This is a genomic window from Winogradskyella ludwigii, assembly GCF_013403985.1.
Taxonomy (GTDB): domain Bacteria; phylum Bacteroidota; class Bacteroidia; order Flavobacteriales; family Flavobacteriaceae; genus Winogradskyella; species Winogradskyella ludwigii.
In genome coordinates this window covers 408,685-424,384 of the sequence record NZ_JABFDF010000003.1, presented here as the reverse complement: position 1 = coordinate 424,384, position 15,700 = coordinate 408,685, and the positions used below count along the sequence as shown (strand labels likewise).

At 34.1% G+C, this 15,700-nt stretch carries 11 protein-coding genes; 6 read left to right on the top strand and 5 right to left on the bottom strand.

Annotated elements, in window-relative coordinates; all coding sequences use genetic code 11:
* Positions 1–81: 81 nt before the first annotated feature.
* From HM981_RS10100 to HM981_RS10080, 5 genes are read left to right on the top strand one after another with little or no spacing between them, the layout of a single operon-like run.
* On the top strand, positions 82–3,822 hold the full coding sequence (locus HM981_RS10100) for an efflux RND transporter permease subunit (protein ID WP_179338662.1): 3,741 nt from the start codon (positions 82–84) through the stop codon (positions 3,820–3,822).
* Positions 3,819–5,057: a TolC family protein gene (locus HM981_RS10095; protein WP_179338661.1), complete on the top strand. Its 1,239-nt coding sequence runs from the start codon at positions 3,819–3,821 to the stop codon at positions 5,055–5,057. The genes HM981_RS10100 and HM981_RS10095 overlap by 4 nt, the downstream gene beginning before the upstream one ends.
* Positions 5,057–7,555, top strand: coding sequence for a heavy metal translocating P-type ATPase (locus tag HM981_RS10090; RefSeq protein ID WP_179338660.1), 2,499 nt, complete (start codon positions 5,057–5,059; stop codon positions 7,553–7,555). Before HM981_RS10095 ends, HM981_RS10090 begins: the two co-directional genes overlap by 1 nt.
* A gap of 3 nt (positions 7,556–7,558) precedes the next feature.
* Positions 7,559–9,331, top strand: a complete 1,773-nt coding sequence (locus HM981_RS10085) for an efflux RND transporter periplasmic adaptor subunit (protein ID WP_179338659.1) — start codon at positions 7,559–7,561, stop codon at positions 9,329–9,331.
* Between the two features lie 33 nt (positions 9,332–9,364).
* Entirely contained in the window at positions 9,365–9,763 is a 399-nt protein-coding gene (locus HM981_RS10080) for a heavy-metal-associated domain-containing protein (RefSeq protein WP_179338658.1), read from the top strand.
* A gap of 72 nt (positions 9,764–9,835) precedes the next feature.
* Here HM981_RS10080 and HM981_RS10075 read toward each other — a convergent pair whose 3' ends face one another.
* From HM981_RS10075 to HM981_RS10055, 5 genes are all read right to left on the bottom strand, one after another.
* Positions 9,836–10,888 carry a zinc-binding metallopeptidase family protein gene (locus HM981_RS10075; protein ID WP_179338657.1) on the bottom strand — a complete coding sequence of 351 codons (1,053 nt, stop codon included), beginning with the start codon at positions 10,886–10,888 and terminating at the stop codon, positions 9,836–9,838.
* 43 nt (positions 10,889–10,931) lie between these two features.
* The gene (locus HM981_RS10070) at positions 10,932–11,774 is read right to left on the bottom strand and encodes a transglutaminase family protein (protein WP_179338656.1); all 843 of its coding nucleotides are present in this window, start codon (positions 11,772–11,774) and stop codon (positions 10,932–10,934) included.
* Positions 11,775–11,831: 57 nt separating this feature from the next.
* Positions 11,832–12,788, bottom strand: coding sequence for an alpha-E domain-containing protein (locus HM981_RS10065; RefSeq protein ID WP_179338655.1), 957 nt, complete (start codon positions 12,786–12,788; stop codon positions 11,832–11,834).
* 10 nt (positions 12,789–12,798) lie between these two features.
* On the bottom strand, positions 12,799–14,238 hold the full coding sequence (locus HM981_RS10060; RefSeq protein ID WP_179338654.1) for a circularly permuted type 2 ATP-grasp protein: 1,440 nt from the start codon (positions 14,236–14,238) through the stop codon (positions 12,799–12,801).
* A gap of 433 nt (positions 14,239–14,671) precedes the next feature.
* Complete coding sequence (locus tag HM981_RS10055) at positions 14,672–14,872, bottom strand: CsbD family protein (RefSeq protein WP_179338653.1); 201 nt, start codon at positions 14,870–14,872, stop codon at positions 14,672–14,674.
* 242 nt (positions 14,873–15,114) lie between these two features.
* On the opposite strand from HM981_RS10055, the gene HM981_RS10050 reads away from it, so the two are divergent.
* On the top strand, positions 15,115–15,699 hold the full coding sequence (locus HM981_RS10050) for a TetR/AcrR family transcriptional regulator (protein WP_179338652.1): 585 nt from the start codon (positions 15,115–15,117) through the stop codon (positions 15,697–15,699).
* Position 15,700 lies beyond the last annotated feature (1 nt).

The following is a 15,700-nucleotide window of genomic DNA, read 5'->3' as shown; positions in this document are numbered from 1 at the left end:
TGTGATTTATTTCATTAGGATGATTTCTTGTATTCGGTGTTGTCGTAACACCGATGTCTAACTGTTTAATAATCAAAACTAATGCTAAATAAAAGCATCAAATTTCTAATAGAAAACAAACTCGTTGCCGTACTTCTACTTTTTCTTTTTGTAGGATGGGGAACTGTAAACGCACCTTTTAATTGGGATACGGGATTTTTACCAAATGATCCAGTAGTTGTAGATGCCATTCCGGATATTGGTGAAAACCAACAAATTGTGTTTACCAAATGGGATGGCCGTTCTCCACAAGATATAGAAGATCAAATTACGTATCCTCTAACCTCTTCCCTACTCGGTATTCCTGGAGTGAAAACCGTACGTAGTTCTTCTATGTTCGGCTTCTCTAGTATTTATATCATTTTTGAAGAAGATATTGAGTTTTATTGGAGTCGTAGTCGCATCCTCGAAAAATTAAATTCCTTACCAAGCGGCTTATTACCAGAAGGAGTGAATCCTGCTTTGGGACCTGATGCTACAGGTTTAGGTCAGATTTATTGGTACACTTTAGAAGGTCGTGATGAAAACGGAAACGTTACTGGTGGTTGGGATTTACAAGAGTTACGTAGCATTCAAGATTACTATGTAAAATATGCTTTATCGTCTGCAAGTGGTGTCTCTGAAGTGGCCTCTATTGGTGGTTATATTCAAGAGTATCAGGTGGATGTTAATCCAGAATTGATGCGTCAATACAACATTGATTTAAGCCAAGTTGTAAAAGCAGTTAGGGAAAGTAATAAGGATATTGGTGCGCAGACTTTAGAAATTAATCAAGTAGAATATTTAGTGCGTGGTTTAGGTTATGTAAAATCTATTGAAGATATAGAAAATGCTGTTGTTACTTCAGAAGATTTTACATCCATTAAAATTAAAGACATTGGTAAAGTATCATTAGGTCCTGCTACTCGTAGAGGATTATTAGATAAGGAAGGTGCAGAAGTTGTTGGTGGTGTTGTAGTGGCTAGATATGGTGCCAATCCTATGGAAGTGATTACCCATGTAAAAGCCAAAATAGAAGAATTAAAAGGAGGTTTGCCTTCTAAAGTATTAGCTGATGGACGCACCTCACAATTAACGGTTATTCCTTTTTACGATCGTACAGAGCTTATTGTAGAAACTTTAGACACACTTAGTGAAGCTTTAACCTTAGAGATTTTGATTACTATTTTAGTTATTATTATCATGGTATTTAATCTTAGGGCTTCTATATTAATATCAGGCTTATTACCTGTTGCAGTGCTCATGGTATTTGTAGCCATGAAGGTATTTGGTGTAGACGCTAATATTGTAGCGCTTTCAGGTATTGCAATAGCTATTGGTACTATGGTTGATGTTGGCGTTATACTTTCCGAAAACATCATCAGGCATCTGGACGAAGATGATGGTAAATTATCCATAAATACAGTTGTTTATAATGCCACAGCAGAAGTCTCTGGTGCTATAGTTACAGCCGTAATGACCACGATAATTAGTTTCATTCCAGTCTTTACTATGATTGGTGCAGAAGGGAAATTATTTAGACCATTGGCTTTTACAAAAACCTTTGCGTTAACCGCTTCAATTATTGTGGCTTTATTTTTAATTCCCCCATTTGCAGCGTTTCTATTTAAGAGAAAAAGTATTAAAAAGCATTTTAGTTATCTTCTAAATAGCGTCTTAATTGTTGTTGGAATTATAGGTGTTGTTTATGGTTATTGGTTCTCATTACTTTTAATAGGATTTGGAATCACAGGTGTTTTAAAGCTTAAAGAAATAGTTAACGACAAACGCGCTAATCTTTTAAATATCATTATCTCTGTATCTGCAATAATTATCTTATTGGCTGAATACTGGAGACCTTTAGGAGTCGATAAAAGCATCTTTTGGAATCTCATTTTTGTGAGTGTTATATGTTTTGGATTGTTAGGTGTTTTTACGTTATTCAGAAGATATTACACACGTATTTTAAGATGGTGTTTAGATCACAAGTTGCTATTCTTATCGGTACCAACAGCCATTGTTATTGCCGGTTTTTTCATCATGAAAAATACAGGTAAAGAGTTTATGCCATCATTAAATGAAGGTTCCTTTTTGTTAATGCCAACCTCAATGCCACATTCTGGTGTTGAAGAGAACAAACGTGTTTTACAACAATTGGATATGGCTGTAGCCAGTATTCCAGAAATTAAAACCGTTGTTGGTAAAGCTGGCAGAACAGAATCTGCTTTAGATCCTGCACCATTATCAATGTATGAGAATATGATTCAGTATAAACCTGAATATATGCTGAATGCAGATAGAGAACGTCAACGCTATAAGGTTAATTCAGGTGGTTATTTTGTTCAAAAGGATAATAAATTAATTATTAATCCTAATGCTCCTGTAGGTGATGATGCTAATCCGAATGAAATTGTAAATAGCATTGATGCATTAAGAGTAAAACGAGAACAATTAATTGAAGACAATGATGGTAAGTTCTATCGTAATTGGAGACCAGAGATTAAATCACCAGATGATATTTGGAAAGAAATCATAAGAGTAACCCAATTACCAGGAGTGACGTCAGCACCCAAATTACAGCCCATTGAAACTAGACTTGTAATGCTTCAAACAGGTATGCGAGCGCCTATGGGAATAAAGGTGAAAGGTCAAGATTTAAAACAAATTGAAGCCTTTGGAGTTCAATTAGAAAACATATTAAAACAAGCTGAAGGTGTTAAACAAGAGGCTGTATTTGCAGATCGTATTGTTGGTAAACCCTATTTACTAATTGATATTGATAGAGCGAAAATTGCTCGTTATGGCATTTCTATACAAGTTGTACAAGATGTCTTAAAAGTTGCTGTTGGCGGCATGGTGTTAACGCAAACCGTCGAAGGTCGAGAACGCTATGGTGTACGTGTACGTTATCCAAGAGAATTACGAGCCAATCCAACCGATTTAGAGCAAATTTATATTCCAGTTGCTAAAGGCAGTTCTGTTCCATTAAGTGAATTGGCTACCATTCGTTACGAGCAAGGTCCACAAGTTATAAAAAGTGAAGACACCTTTTTAGTGGGTTATGTATTATTTGACAAGTTAGATGGTTTTGCAGAAGTGAGTGTGGTTGAAAATGCACAAGCCCTAATTCAACAAAAAATTGATTCAGGAGAATTGATCGTACCAAAAGGGATCAACTATAAGTTCACTGGAACCTATGAAAATCAATTACGAGCAGAAGACACATTATCAGTTGTTGTGCCTTTGGCTTTAGCCATTATTTTTCTGATTCTATATTTTCAATTCCGTTCAGTAGCGACTTCTCTTATGGTGTTTACAGGAATTGCAGTCGCGTTTGCAGGTGGTTTTATTATGATATGGCTTTATGGTCAAAATTGGTTTTTAAACTTTAATGTCGCTGGAGAAAATATGCGCGACTTATTCCAAATGCATCCCATTAATTTGAGTGTTGCTGTTTGGGTTGGGTTTATTGCTTTATTTGGTATTGCCACAGACGATGGTGTTGTTATGGCTACCTATTTAACGCAAACCTTCGATAGAAATACACCAGAAAACAAGAAAGAGATTAGAGCATCAATTGTAGAAGCAGGAGAAAAACGTATTCGTCCTTGCTTAATGACTACCGCAACTACCATATTGGCGTTATTACCTGTATTAACATCAACAGGACGTGGAAGCGACATTATGATTCCTATGGCTATTCCAAGTTTTGGTGGCATGCTCATCGCTTTAATTACCTTATTTGTGGTTCCAGTATTATACAGCTGGAAACAAGAATTTCAACTTAAAAGAACCGTAAAATGAAACATAAAAAGTTTAATATAAAATTAGTTTTAGCTCTTGGTTATTGCTTGTTGAGCCTTTTTGTTAATGCGCAACAGTTAGAAACGTACATTGAAGATGCTTTAGCAAATAGTCCAGAAATTCAAAAATTTGAATTGCAACATCGTATTGCAACAGAAAAAGTGACTGAAGTTAACTCACTGCCAAATGCAGAATTTAGTGCTGGTTATTTTGTCTTAGAACCAGAAACACGAACAGGAACACAGCGTTTTAAAGTATCGGCAAAGCAAATGATGCCTTGGTTTGGAACCCTTACATCGCGCGAAAATTATGCAAGTGCTTTGGCAGATGCCAAATATGAAGACATTGTAATAGCACAACGAAAATTAATGGTTTCCGTATCGCAATCTTACTATAAACTATATGTAAATAAAGCCAAACAAACTATTTTATTAGAAAACAGCAAACTGCTTAAAACCTATGAAACGTTGGCTTTAACATCTATTGAAGTTGGAAAAGCTTCAGCTGTAGATGTTTTAAAATTACAAATACGTCAGAATGAATTGGAGCAACTAAGACACGTTTTAGAACAGCAATATTTAGCAGAACAAACCACTTTTAACAAGCTTTTGAATAGAGACAAGAATCTTGAAATTGATGTTGTTGAAGCCCTGATCTTGCCATCCAAAGATTTTGAAATTGCGACTAAAAATCTAGCATTACATCCTGAATTATTAAAATACGATAAACTGTTTCAATCGGTAGCGCAATCCGAATTAATGAATCAAAAAGAAAGTCATCCTTCATTTGGTTTTGGATTCGATTATATTAATATTCAAGCAGGCTCAGACATCACGTTTAGTGAAAAAGGAAAAGATATTTTCATGCCCACCTTATCGTTATCTATTCCTATTTTTAATAAGAAATATAAATCGAAAACGAAGCAAAACGAATTAGAACAACAGGAAATTGTTGTACAAAAACAAGAACGCTTAAATACTCTGGAAACACACTTAGATGAGGCTGTAAATGAAAGGATTTCAGCACGTATAAGTTATAATACGCAGACCAAAAACCTTAAGCAAGCTAAGGATGCAGAAGACATACTCATTAAAAGTTATGAAACAGGAACTATAGATTTTAATGATGTCTTGGATATTCAGGAATTACAATTAAAATTTCAGATGAATCAAATTGAATCTGTTAAAAGCTATTATACACAAACTACAATTATTAATTATTTAACACAGCACTAATGAAACATACATATCACATACACGGAATGACCTGCAACGGTTGTCGCAGTCATGTTGAAGACACACTTTCAAAAGTAAAAGGTGTTTCTAAAGCTTCGGTAGATTTAGAAAAAGCAGAAGCTAACATAGAAATGGAATCTCATATTTCACTAGAGACCTTTCAAGAGGCATTAAAAAATGATGGAGGAAGCTATAGCATTCATAAATTAGGAGAACAGCATCATATCAAAGTAGAAAAGGAACCGCAACAAAAAGGAAAAGGAACAGGTACGTTTTATTGTCCTATGCATTGTGAAGGCGAAAAAACATATGATAAATCAGGCGATTGTCCTGTCTGTGGAATGGATTTAGTTGAAGAACAAAATCTATCTACAACTTCTTCAGAACAATGGACGTGTCCCATGCATCCAGAAATAATTGAAGATGAAGCTGGTGCTTGTCCTAAATGCGGAATGGATTTAGTACCAATGGAAGCTGATAGTTCAGCAGAAGAGAAAACCTATAAAAAATTAGTAAAGAAGTTTAAGATTGCAGTTGTATTCACATTACCGATTTTCTTAATCGCTATGAGTGAAATGCTGACTAACAATCCACTGTATGACATCATGGAACAAAAATACTGGAATTGGATTCAGTTCGCTTTATCCATTCCTGTTATTTTTTATGCGACGTGGATGTTTTTTGAACGTGCCTATAAAAGTATAAAAACATGGAATCTTAATATGTTTACACTCATTGGTATAGGTGCAGGTGTCGCTTGGTTATTTAGTGTTTTTGGTATGTTTTTTCCTGATGTCTTTCCTAGTCAGTTTAAAACAGAATCTGGAGCCGTTCACGTCTATTTTGAAGCAGCAACTGTCATCCTAACATTGGTGCTTTTAGGACAGCTTTTAGAAGCTCGTGCACATAGTAAAACCAATTCGGCAGTAAAGGAACTATTAAAATTAGCACCCAATAAAGCTATAAAAATAGTAGATGGCGAAGCTATTGAAGTAACCATTGATGCTATTGAATTAAATGATATTCTAAAAGTAAAACCAGGCGATAAAATTCCTGTGGATGGTTCAATAACAGAAGGAGATACAACCATTGATGAGTCCATGATTACAGGAGAGCCAATTCCTGTTAATAAAACAGTAAATGATAAAGTAAGCAGCGGAACAATAAATGGTAATCAATCATTTTTAATGAAAGCTGAAAAAGTAGGAAGCGATACACTACTCTCTCAAATCATTCACATGGTTAACAATGCAAGTCGTAGTCGTGCACCAATTCAAAATTTAGCTGATAAAGTATCCGGTTATTTCGTGCCTGTTGTGGTTATTATCTCTTTACTAACTTTTGCAATTTGGGTAATTTGGGGACCAGAACCTGTTTATGTGTATGCTTTTGTAAATGCTATTGCTGTTTTGATAATAGCTTGTCCTTGTGCATTAGGATTGGCAACACCTATGTCTGTAATGGTTGGTGTTGGTAAAGGTGCTCAAAATGGTGTATTGATTAAAAATGCAGAAGCTCTTGAAAAGATGGATAAGGTTACGACACTAATTGTGGATAAAACAGGAACAATCACTGAAGGAAAACCAACGGTTGTAACAGTCGGTTCTTTTAATGCTGAGTTTAGCGAGAATGAAATTCTGAAATATATTGTTTCATTGAATAAAAACAGCGAACATCCCTTAGCCGAAGCTACTGTTAACTATGGAAAAGAACAAAACGCAGAAATTTTAAAATCAGAAGCATTTAGTGCAGTTACAGGTAAAGGTGTAGAAGCTACTATTAATAATAAAATGGTGGCCTTAGGAAATCCTAAGATGATGGATTATGCCAATGCTGAGATAACCTCGAAAATGGAGGAAGTAGCTAAAACCTATCAAAAGCAAGGGAAAACAGTTTCGTTTTTATCAATTGATAAAATGGTTACTGGTTATGTAGTCATCGGTGATAAAATTAAGGAAACTAGCGCTAAAGCTATTAAGGAGCTTCAAAACAATGGTATTGAAGTCATTATGTTAACAGGCGATAATCACGATACAGCACAAGCAGTAGCAACAGAACTAAATCTTACCGATTTTAAAGCCAGTATGTTACCTGAGGACAAACTTAAAGAAGTCGAAAAACTACAGGAAAAAGGAAAAGTGGTTGCTATGGCAGGCGATGGTATTAATGATGCACCAGCATTGGCCAAAAGTGATGTCGGTATTGCGATGGGAACCGGAACCGCTGTGGCTATAGAAAGTGCAGTAATCACTTTGGTAAAAGGTGATTTACATGGTATTGTTAAAGCGAAAAATTTAAGTCATGCTGTGATGAAAAATATTAAGCAAAACTTATTTTTTGCACTTATTTATAATACCGTAGGGATTCCTATTGCTGCAGGTATATTATTCCCATTTTTTGGAATTTTACTATCACCAATGATTGCAGCATTAGCCATGAGTTTTAGTTCGGTTTCTGTAATCGTGAATGCATTAAAACTAAGAAATATTAAAATATAACAAATGAAGAGATATATAATCTACATAGGCGTATTAGCTGCAGGTATTTTGTTAGGATGGTTACTTTTTGGAGGTGAATCAAAGACTAAAACAGAACACCATCACGAATCTGTAGCAGAAACGAATGCAATGTGGACCTGCTCTATGCATCCACAAATCATGCAACCAGAAGCTGGAGATTGCCCTATTTGTGGTATGGATTTAATTCCTGCAGCGAGCAGTACAGAAGGCTTATTAGCAGACCAGTTTAAGCTTACCGAAAATGCTATGGCATTGGCAAACATTCAAACCTCTATTGTTGGGAATGGTAAAACAGAAGATAATGCCATTAAGCTATCCGGAAAGATTGTAGAAAACGAAGACAATTTGGCGATTCAACCTGCTCATTTTAACGGAAGAATAGAAAAATTATTTGTTAAGTCTTTAGGCGAAAAAGTAACTAAAGGTCAGGCTATTGCTCAAATATATTCGGCAGATTTAATTGCTGCACAACAAGAATTAATAACCACTTATAGTATACGAGAATCGCAACCAGAACTTTACAAAGCTGTGCGTAACAAATTTAAAAACTGGAAAATTCATGGTTCGCAATTAGATGACATTCTAAAAACAGGACACGTAAAAACGAGTTTCACTATATATTCTCACGTTTCTGGTGTTGTTACTGAAATAGCTGTTAGTGAAGGAGCGCATATTATGGATGGAAAACCCATTTTTAAAGTGGCTAACCTCTCTACCGTTTGGGCCAATTTTGATATTTATGAAAATCAAATCGATTTAGTTAAAAAAGGTCAAGAGATTTTAATCGTCACCAATTCATATGCTCATAAAGAATTTAAAGCTAAAGTCGATTTTATAGATCCTGTTTTAGATACACAAACACGAACTGTAACCTTAAGAGCTGTTCTTAACAATAAGGATACTATTTTTAAGCCAGGTATGTTTGTTGAAGGCACAATTAAAGTAACATCTACAGGTAAAACACAAGTAGTAACCATACCATCATCTGCAGTTTTATGGACAGGAGAACGTTCTGTTGTGTATTTAAAAACAAACCCTAATCAACCTGTTTTTGAAATGCGTAAGATTACATTAGGCAATCAAATGGGTGAGAATTATGAGGTTATAGAAGGCTTAAGCAAAGGCGATGAGATTGTAACCAATGGAACATTTACAGTAGATGCTGCCGCTCAATTACAAGGAAAAAAATCAATGATGAATAAAGAAGGTGGCAATGTAATAACAGGCCATGAAGGACATCTTGGAATGGGAAGTACGACTTCAAAAAGCAATGTGAATCATTCTAATATAAATGAAAGAATGAACGTGTCAACAAGTTTTCAAAATCAATTAAAAGTCGTTTTTAATGATTACATCAAAATAAAAGATGCTTTAGTTAAAGACGATTCAAATAAGGTAATGTTAGCATCTAAAATCCTATTGGATCATTTATCTCTAGTCAATATGAAACTATTAACAGATAAAGACACTCATAACCATTGGATGTCCTTAGAAAAAGGATTAAAAGCATCAGCAAGTTCGATTTTAAAGACGTCTAAAATTGCAGAACAGAGAGCTTATTTTAAAAGCCTATCTTCAGATTTAACTAATATGATTGAAGTCTTTGGTATCAATGAAAAGGTGTATCATCAATTTTGTCCTATGGCAGATAAAAATAAAGGTGGTTATTGGTTGAGTAAAGAAGAAAAAGTAATTAATCCTTATTTTGGTGATGCAATGATTACCTGTGGCGAAGTAAAACAAGCGATAAAATAATAAATCAAATAGTAACAATTAAATTTTTAAACAATGAACAAAGTATTTTTAAGTCTAGCAGTAATAGCTGTAATCAGTTTAACAAGTTGTAAAAACGAAACCAATCAAGAAAGTGAAACAACAGCGACAGAGGTTTCTAAAGAAATGGCTACGGCAGATATTTCTTTTGGAGTTAGAGGAAATTGTGGCATGTGTAAAAGTACCATTGAAAAAGCGGCTAATGCAGTTAAAGGTGTGTCTAATGCAACTTGGGACGTAGATAAAAAGAAAATAGATGTATTTTTTGATGATAGTAAAACAGATGCTATGGCAATTCACAATGCAATCGCAGCATCAGGTTATGATACAGAAAAGGTTGCAGGAAACGAAGATGCTTATAATGACTTACCAGGATGTTGTAAATATGATCACGCAATGGCTATGAATCAATAATATTAGAAATAAGTACACTACATGTAATAAATATAGCCATATAAGCGTCCTATACCCAAGACGCTTATATGGCTATTTACGTTGTACTAATAGAAGACGATGAATAAATCGTAATTTCTCAATAATATCAGGAGAAATCACAAAAGGGTAAACATCTGGTATTCCCATCGCTCTATTAATACTATTTACGGCTAAAGATAGCGGCACACACTTTCTTACAATAACGTCAAAGTTTTCTTTGGTATAAGGATCAAATGACACTTTTGTTTTTAATACTTTATTTTTAAATTTTGGTTTAACATGAAGCTGAAAAAAATAGGCCGTTTCTACCATATCCATAATATGTAAATAATGTGCCCAAGTTTCTGCCCAATCTTCCCATGGATGCGAAGTCGCATATTTACTAATATGAGAAGTTTGCCAATCTTTATGGTCTTTTATCTTATAATAGTCTTGTAATGATTCCGAATAATTATCTTGTTCATTCCCGAAAACGGCTCTGAATTCATCTAAAACCTTAGGATTATCTCGTACTAATCGATTCCAAAAATAATGACCAACTTCGTGTCTTAAATGGCCAACCAATGTTCTATAAGGTTCTCGTAATTGCTTTCTAGCCTGCTCTCTTAAAACAGAATCTCCTTCTCTTATTAAAATAGTAATGACACCATTGGCATGGCCTGTCATTAATTTTGCATTGTTTTGTTTCGCTACAAAATCAAAGCACAAACCATCATCTTGGCGTAATTTACTTGGTAATGCTAAGTTGAATTTTTGAAGCTGATAAATTAAACGGTGTTTCGCTATTTCAAGGTTTTTCCAATTATCGTAATTATCAGATTCTGGGTTAGAAAGATTAGGAATCGTTCTGTTTAATTGACAAGCACTACAATAGTCTTCAGGGTCATCTTTTTCAAGAATCCAGTTACAAACATCATAGTCTCTGTTTTTGCAATATTTATACGCAATACCTTCACGATCCGAAATAAGAGAATCAGCAGTATGATTAAATGTAAGCATCATTCGATCTGAAGCTCTATAACCAGTTAAATGATTACAGGTATCACAGGTATAATTTTCAAAAAACACAGAGGAATTACAATTTCCACATTGAAATATTTTCATCGGTAACGTCTATTATTTAGTATTGCAAAGATCAACTATTTACTTATATTTTTTCTATCGAAAGTTGCGTTGTTAATGTTGAAGAAGCACTACCACGAATACCTCCTGAAACTGGCATCGTTTGTTCAAAAAATGCACTCGAAGCTATTGGAATATGGGTGTTTCCTGTTAAAACTCCATGACTAGGATCTAAGCCTAACCAACCAGTTCCTGGCAAAAAAACTTGAACCCAAGCATGCAATTCATATTGAGGAAAATCCATATCAAAATAGTAGTAACCACTAACAAAACGGGCAGCAATACCTTGTTGTCGTAATAAGTGAATTTGCATCCAAGATAAGTCACGACAAGATCCTTGTTTTAATTGAAAGGTTTCATCTGGTAATAAAGGGGAACCAATTTCCCTATAAATCACATTAAAATCATCATGTAATTGTTTCGTTAATAATGAGATATATTGTGTTGTATTATAAGAACAGGCTTTTTGAAGTGCTGCACCATAATCTATTAAGGCTTGAGAAATAGGTTGAACTTCTAATGCCGAAAACAATAATTTTTTCTGAAGATCATTATATTGAAACGGAAGTTGATTAAATTGTTCTGGATAGATTAAAAAATCGAACGGATTAAAAGCACCAATCTTAAGAACACTTGTGCTTGTAATACTCAAAGTATTGGTCATACCTTCAAACCACGCGAATTCTACACCATTATTCTCTTCATCTCGGATGCTTTCAAGACCTTCTGGTTTTGGGTAAATGTCTATTGAAAAATCTACAATAGCAATACAAGCCGTTGGTCTAGAACGAAACCTTAAATAATGCGGTTCTAGAAATACATCTGAATCAAAAACATAATCGGTTTGGTGTCGTATTTTTAATGTCATTGGTAAGCTAATCTAGCTTTTTAATTGATTAAGAGTTGATAACGAAGGTGATTCTAGTTAACTTATATGTGGTTCTATTGAAAAAAAGGCGTCATAGATAGACGAAGATATAGCATTCAATTTACCTTGAATATCATCGAGATACTCATGCATGCCTTTTTCAATAATATCATGAATATCTGTATATTCTAATTGTGCTTTTAAGGCTCCTAATTGTTTTTGAGCTGTATTGCTATAACCAAAAGAACTCCCAGATAAGCGCACTATAGATTTTTCTGCACTGATCAAACAACTCAGAATAGATCTTGGGAAATCCGTATCTAAAATCAAGAACTCTGCAATACAAGATGAGCTTAATTTACCATATTTTTTACGATACATATCATAAGCACTTACCGATTTTAAAAGTGCTGTCCATTGTATTAAATCTAACGACGAACCTACTTGCTTGGCAGAACCCAATAATAAATGGTATTTCACATCTAAAACGCGAGAGGTCTTATCTGCACGCTCTAAAAACTGTCCTAATTTCGCAAAATCCCAACCTTCATTTCTGGATATGGTGGCATCATACATACCATATAACAGCTGACAACCATTTTTGATATCGTTAAAAAAATGCCGAACATCTCCATTATTAAAGCGCTTCTGTTTCGAAGTCTCTTTTACAAGATAATACAATGCATTAATTTGTTCCCAAACTTCTTTGGTGATTTCGGTTCTAATAGCACGTGCATTTTCTCTTGCATTTACAATGCAATTATAGATAGAATTTGGGTTCTCTGCTTCAAAAGCCATAAAGTGTATGACTTTAGTTTTCTCTACTTTTCCGTGTAACGAATCGTACAATGGCCAATCTCCTGTAATAACCACAAGTGGTTTCCATTGTTGCTCTTCATTTGGAGATAATTCTAACGATAAGTTAAAATTTACATCCATAAAACGTGCGTAATTCTCTGCACGTTCAAGATACCTGTTCATCCAATATATAGTGTTTGCGACTCTTCCTAACATAGCTTTAATTTTAACGGTTTAATACCCAAGTATCTTTACTTCCACCTCCTTGAGACGAATTAACTACAATAGACCCTTTTTTAAGTGCCACACGTGTTAACGCTCCGGGAATAATTTTAATATCATCTCCAAAAAGCGCGTATGGTCTTAAATCTACATGACGACCTTCTATCGTGTTCTCTTCCGTTATCGTTGGAACACGCGATAAATTAATCATCGGTTGCGCAATGTAATTTCTTGGTTTTTGTTTAATTTTTGCTATAAATTCTTCTTGTTCTTTTTTAGTGGATTTAGGACCAATTAACATCCCATAACCACCAGAAGCATCGGTTTGCTTCACCACCAATTTAGCAATGTTTTCAATGACATATTTGCAATCACTTTCTTCTGCACAGATATAGGTCTTTACATTAGGTAAAATCATATCTTCTCCCAAATAGTATTTTATAATTCTTGGAATGTAAGCATATACAGCTTTATCATCTACAACTCCAGTTCCTGGTGCATTTACTAAGACAACATTACCTTTTAAATAGGCTCTAAATAAACCTGGTGTTCCTAATAATGACTGCTTATTAAAGACTTCAGGATCTATAAAATCATCATCTACACGACGGTAAATAACATCTACACGTTGTAAACCATTAGTGGTAATCATGTAAACAATATCGTTTTTAACAATTAAATCACGACCTTCTACCAACTCGGCACCCATTTGTTGTGCTAAATAAGAGTGTTCAAAATAAGCCGAATTGTAAGTTCCTGGTGTTAAAACAACAACGGTTGGGTTATCCACTTCTGAAAGTGATTCTAAGGTATCTCTTAAAATATGCGTGTAATTATTAACAGGTCTTACATCTAGTTTTTCAAACAGCTCAGGAAACGTACGTTTTAGAATTTCTCTGTTTTCTAACATATAAGAGACACCAGAAGGACATCTTAAATTATCTTCCAATACATAATACTGACCATCTCCTCCTTTTATAAGATCCGATCCTGTTATATGGCACCATACATCTTTAGGCGGTTTAAAACCTTCCAATTCTTTTAAATACGATACGCTTGAAAAAATCATTTCTTTCGGTATAATCTTGTCTTTTAATACCTTTTGATCATTATAAATATCTTGAATAAACAAATTTAAAGCTCTAATACGTTGCTGTAAACCTTTCTCTAAATGTGTCCACTCTTTATTATTAATAATTCTAGGGATAATATCTAAATGTAGAATTCGCTCTACACCTTGATTATCGTTATAGACATTAAAAGTCATACCTAGAGAAAGCTGAGACCGATCTGTAGCATGTTGAAGATTCTTGAGTTTCCTAATACTCATTTTCTCAAGCCGTTCTAAAAATAATTGGTAATTGGGTCTAACAACATTATTTTCATCAAACATTTCGTCGTGAAAACCTTTGGTGTCGTAAGCAGATAAATCTAGTTTTGGCATAAGCGTTTTAGTATGTGGCTTTTTTAAACAGCTTCTATAATGGTACACCATGCATAAATGCTGTGTAACTTATAGTAGCGTTAAGTTAATAAAATATAGTGAGAACGTTTTAGTGGTATTTGTACCCTAACAAATTACAAAAAATATTAACTAGAAACTAATAATAGAATTCACTTTGCGATTCCGGTAATTATGAATAACAAAAAATATTAAAACAGAAATATTGTATTCCTATAAATGAGATTTCTTAAATTTTTTTTTAAACATATCTCATAATAATAACAAGAAAAAGCGCATTATAAATACTTTTGAAGTTAAAATGAATGGAATAATACAATGATTTTGATACGTACTAACAGATGCAATACATCAAGTCGAAAAAAAAAACCCGTTTTCACGGGATTCCTTATAGTAACTTATAATTGTGTAATGGTTAATACTTAAGATCGTTAAGAAACGTATTAACGCTCTCTTTAGTTTCTCCAGTACGTTTTTGAATTTTTCCTAATAACTCATCTTCTTTACCCTCTACGTAATCAAGATCATCATTAGTGAGTTCTCCCCATTTCTGTTTCAATTTTCCTTTAGCAATATTCCAATTACCTTTCGCTTTATCTTGCCATGGTTTCGACATAATTTTTTTGAGTTTTAAAGTTAATGTAAATCGCTATGACTTACTAGAGCAAAGTTATCTTATACATGAGGACTTCCTTGACACAATCAAAATAGATATTGCCTCATTTAATTAAAAACTCTTATATACCTTCATGGCACTGTATCAGCCTATTATTCTATTTTATAGGTAAACACAAACCTTTGTTAAAAAAAAGAATGAACGTTCATTTTTACATATATTTGTAGCAGATTTAAAACATAATGGCAAAGCTTCAAAAAAGTATAGACAAACGTAATGCCCTAGTTAAGGCAACTATAGAACTTGTAAATAATAACGGGTTCCATGCGACTCCTATGAGTAAAATTGCTAAAATGGCTAATGTCTCTCCTGCTACTATTTACTTGTATTTTGAAAACAAACAAGATTTATTAAATCAAACTTATGTAGACGTAAAAGCAGAATACACCAATTATGCATTTGCGACTTATGATACCAATATGGAAGTTGAGGCTGGTTTCGAATTAATTTGGAAACGCATCGCCCATTTCAAACTAAAGGAATGTGAAAATGCTATGTTTTTAGCACAATGCGATAACACACCAATTATCGACGAAGACAGCAGACAAGAAGGTATTAAGCATTTGCAACCACTACTCGACCTCTGGGATCGTGGTAAAAAAGAAGGCATTATAAAACCAATGACTAATTACATGTTATATGCTTACGCTATTAATCCGTTGTCATTTTTAATGATGTCCGAACAACGCGGAGCCATGAAATTAGATCAATCACATTTAGAAGAGGCTTATCAATCGGCTTGGAGTAGCATAAAAGTATGTCAATAAC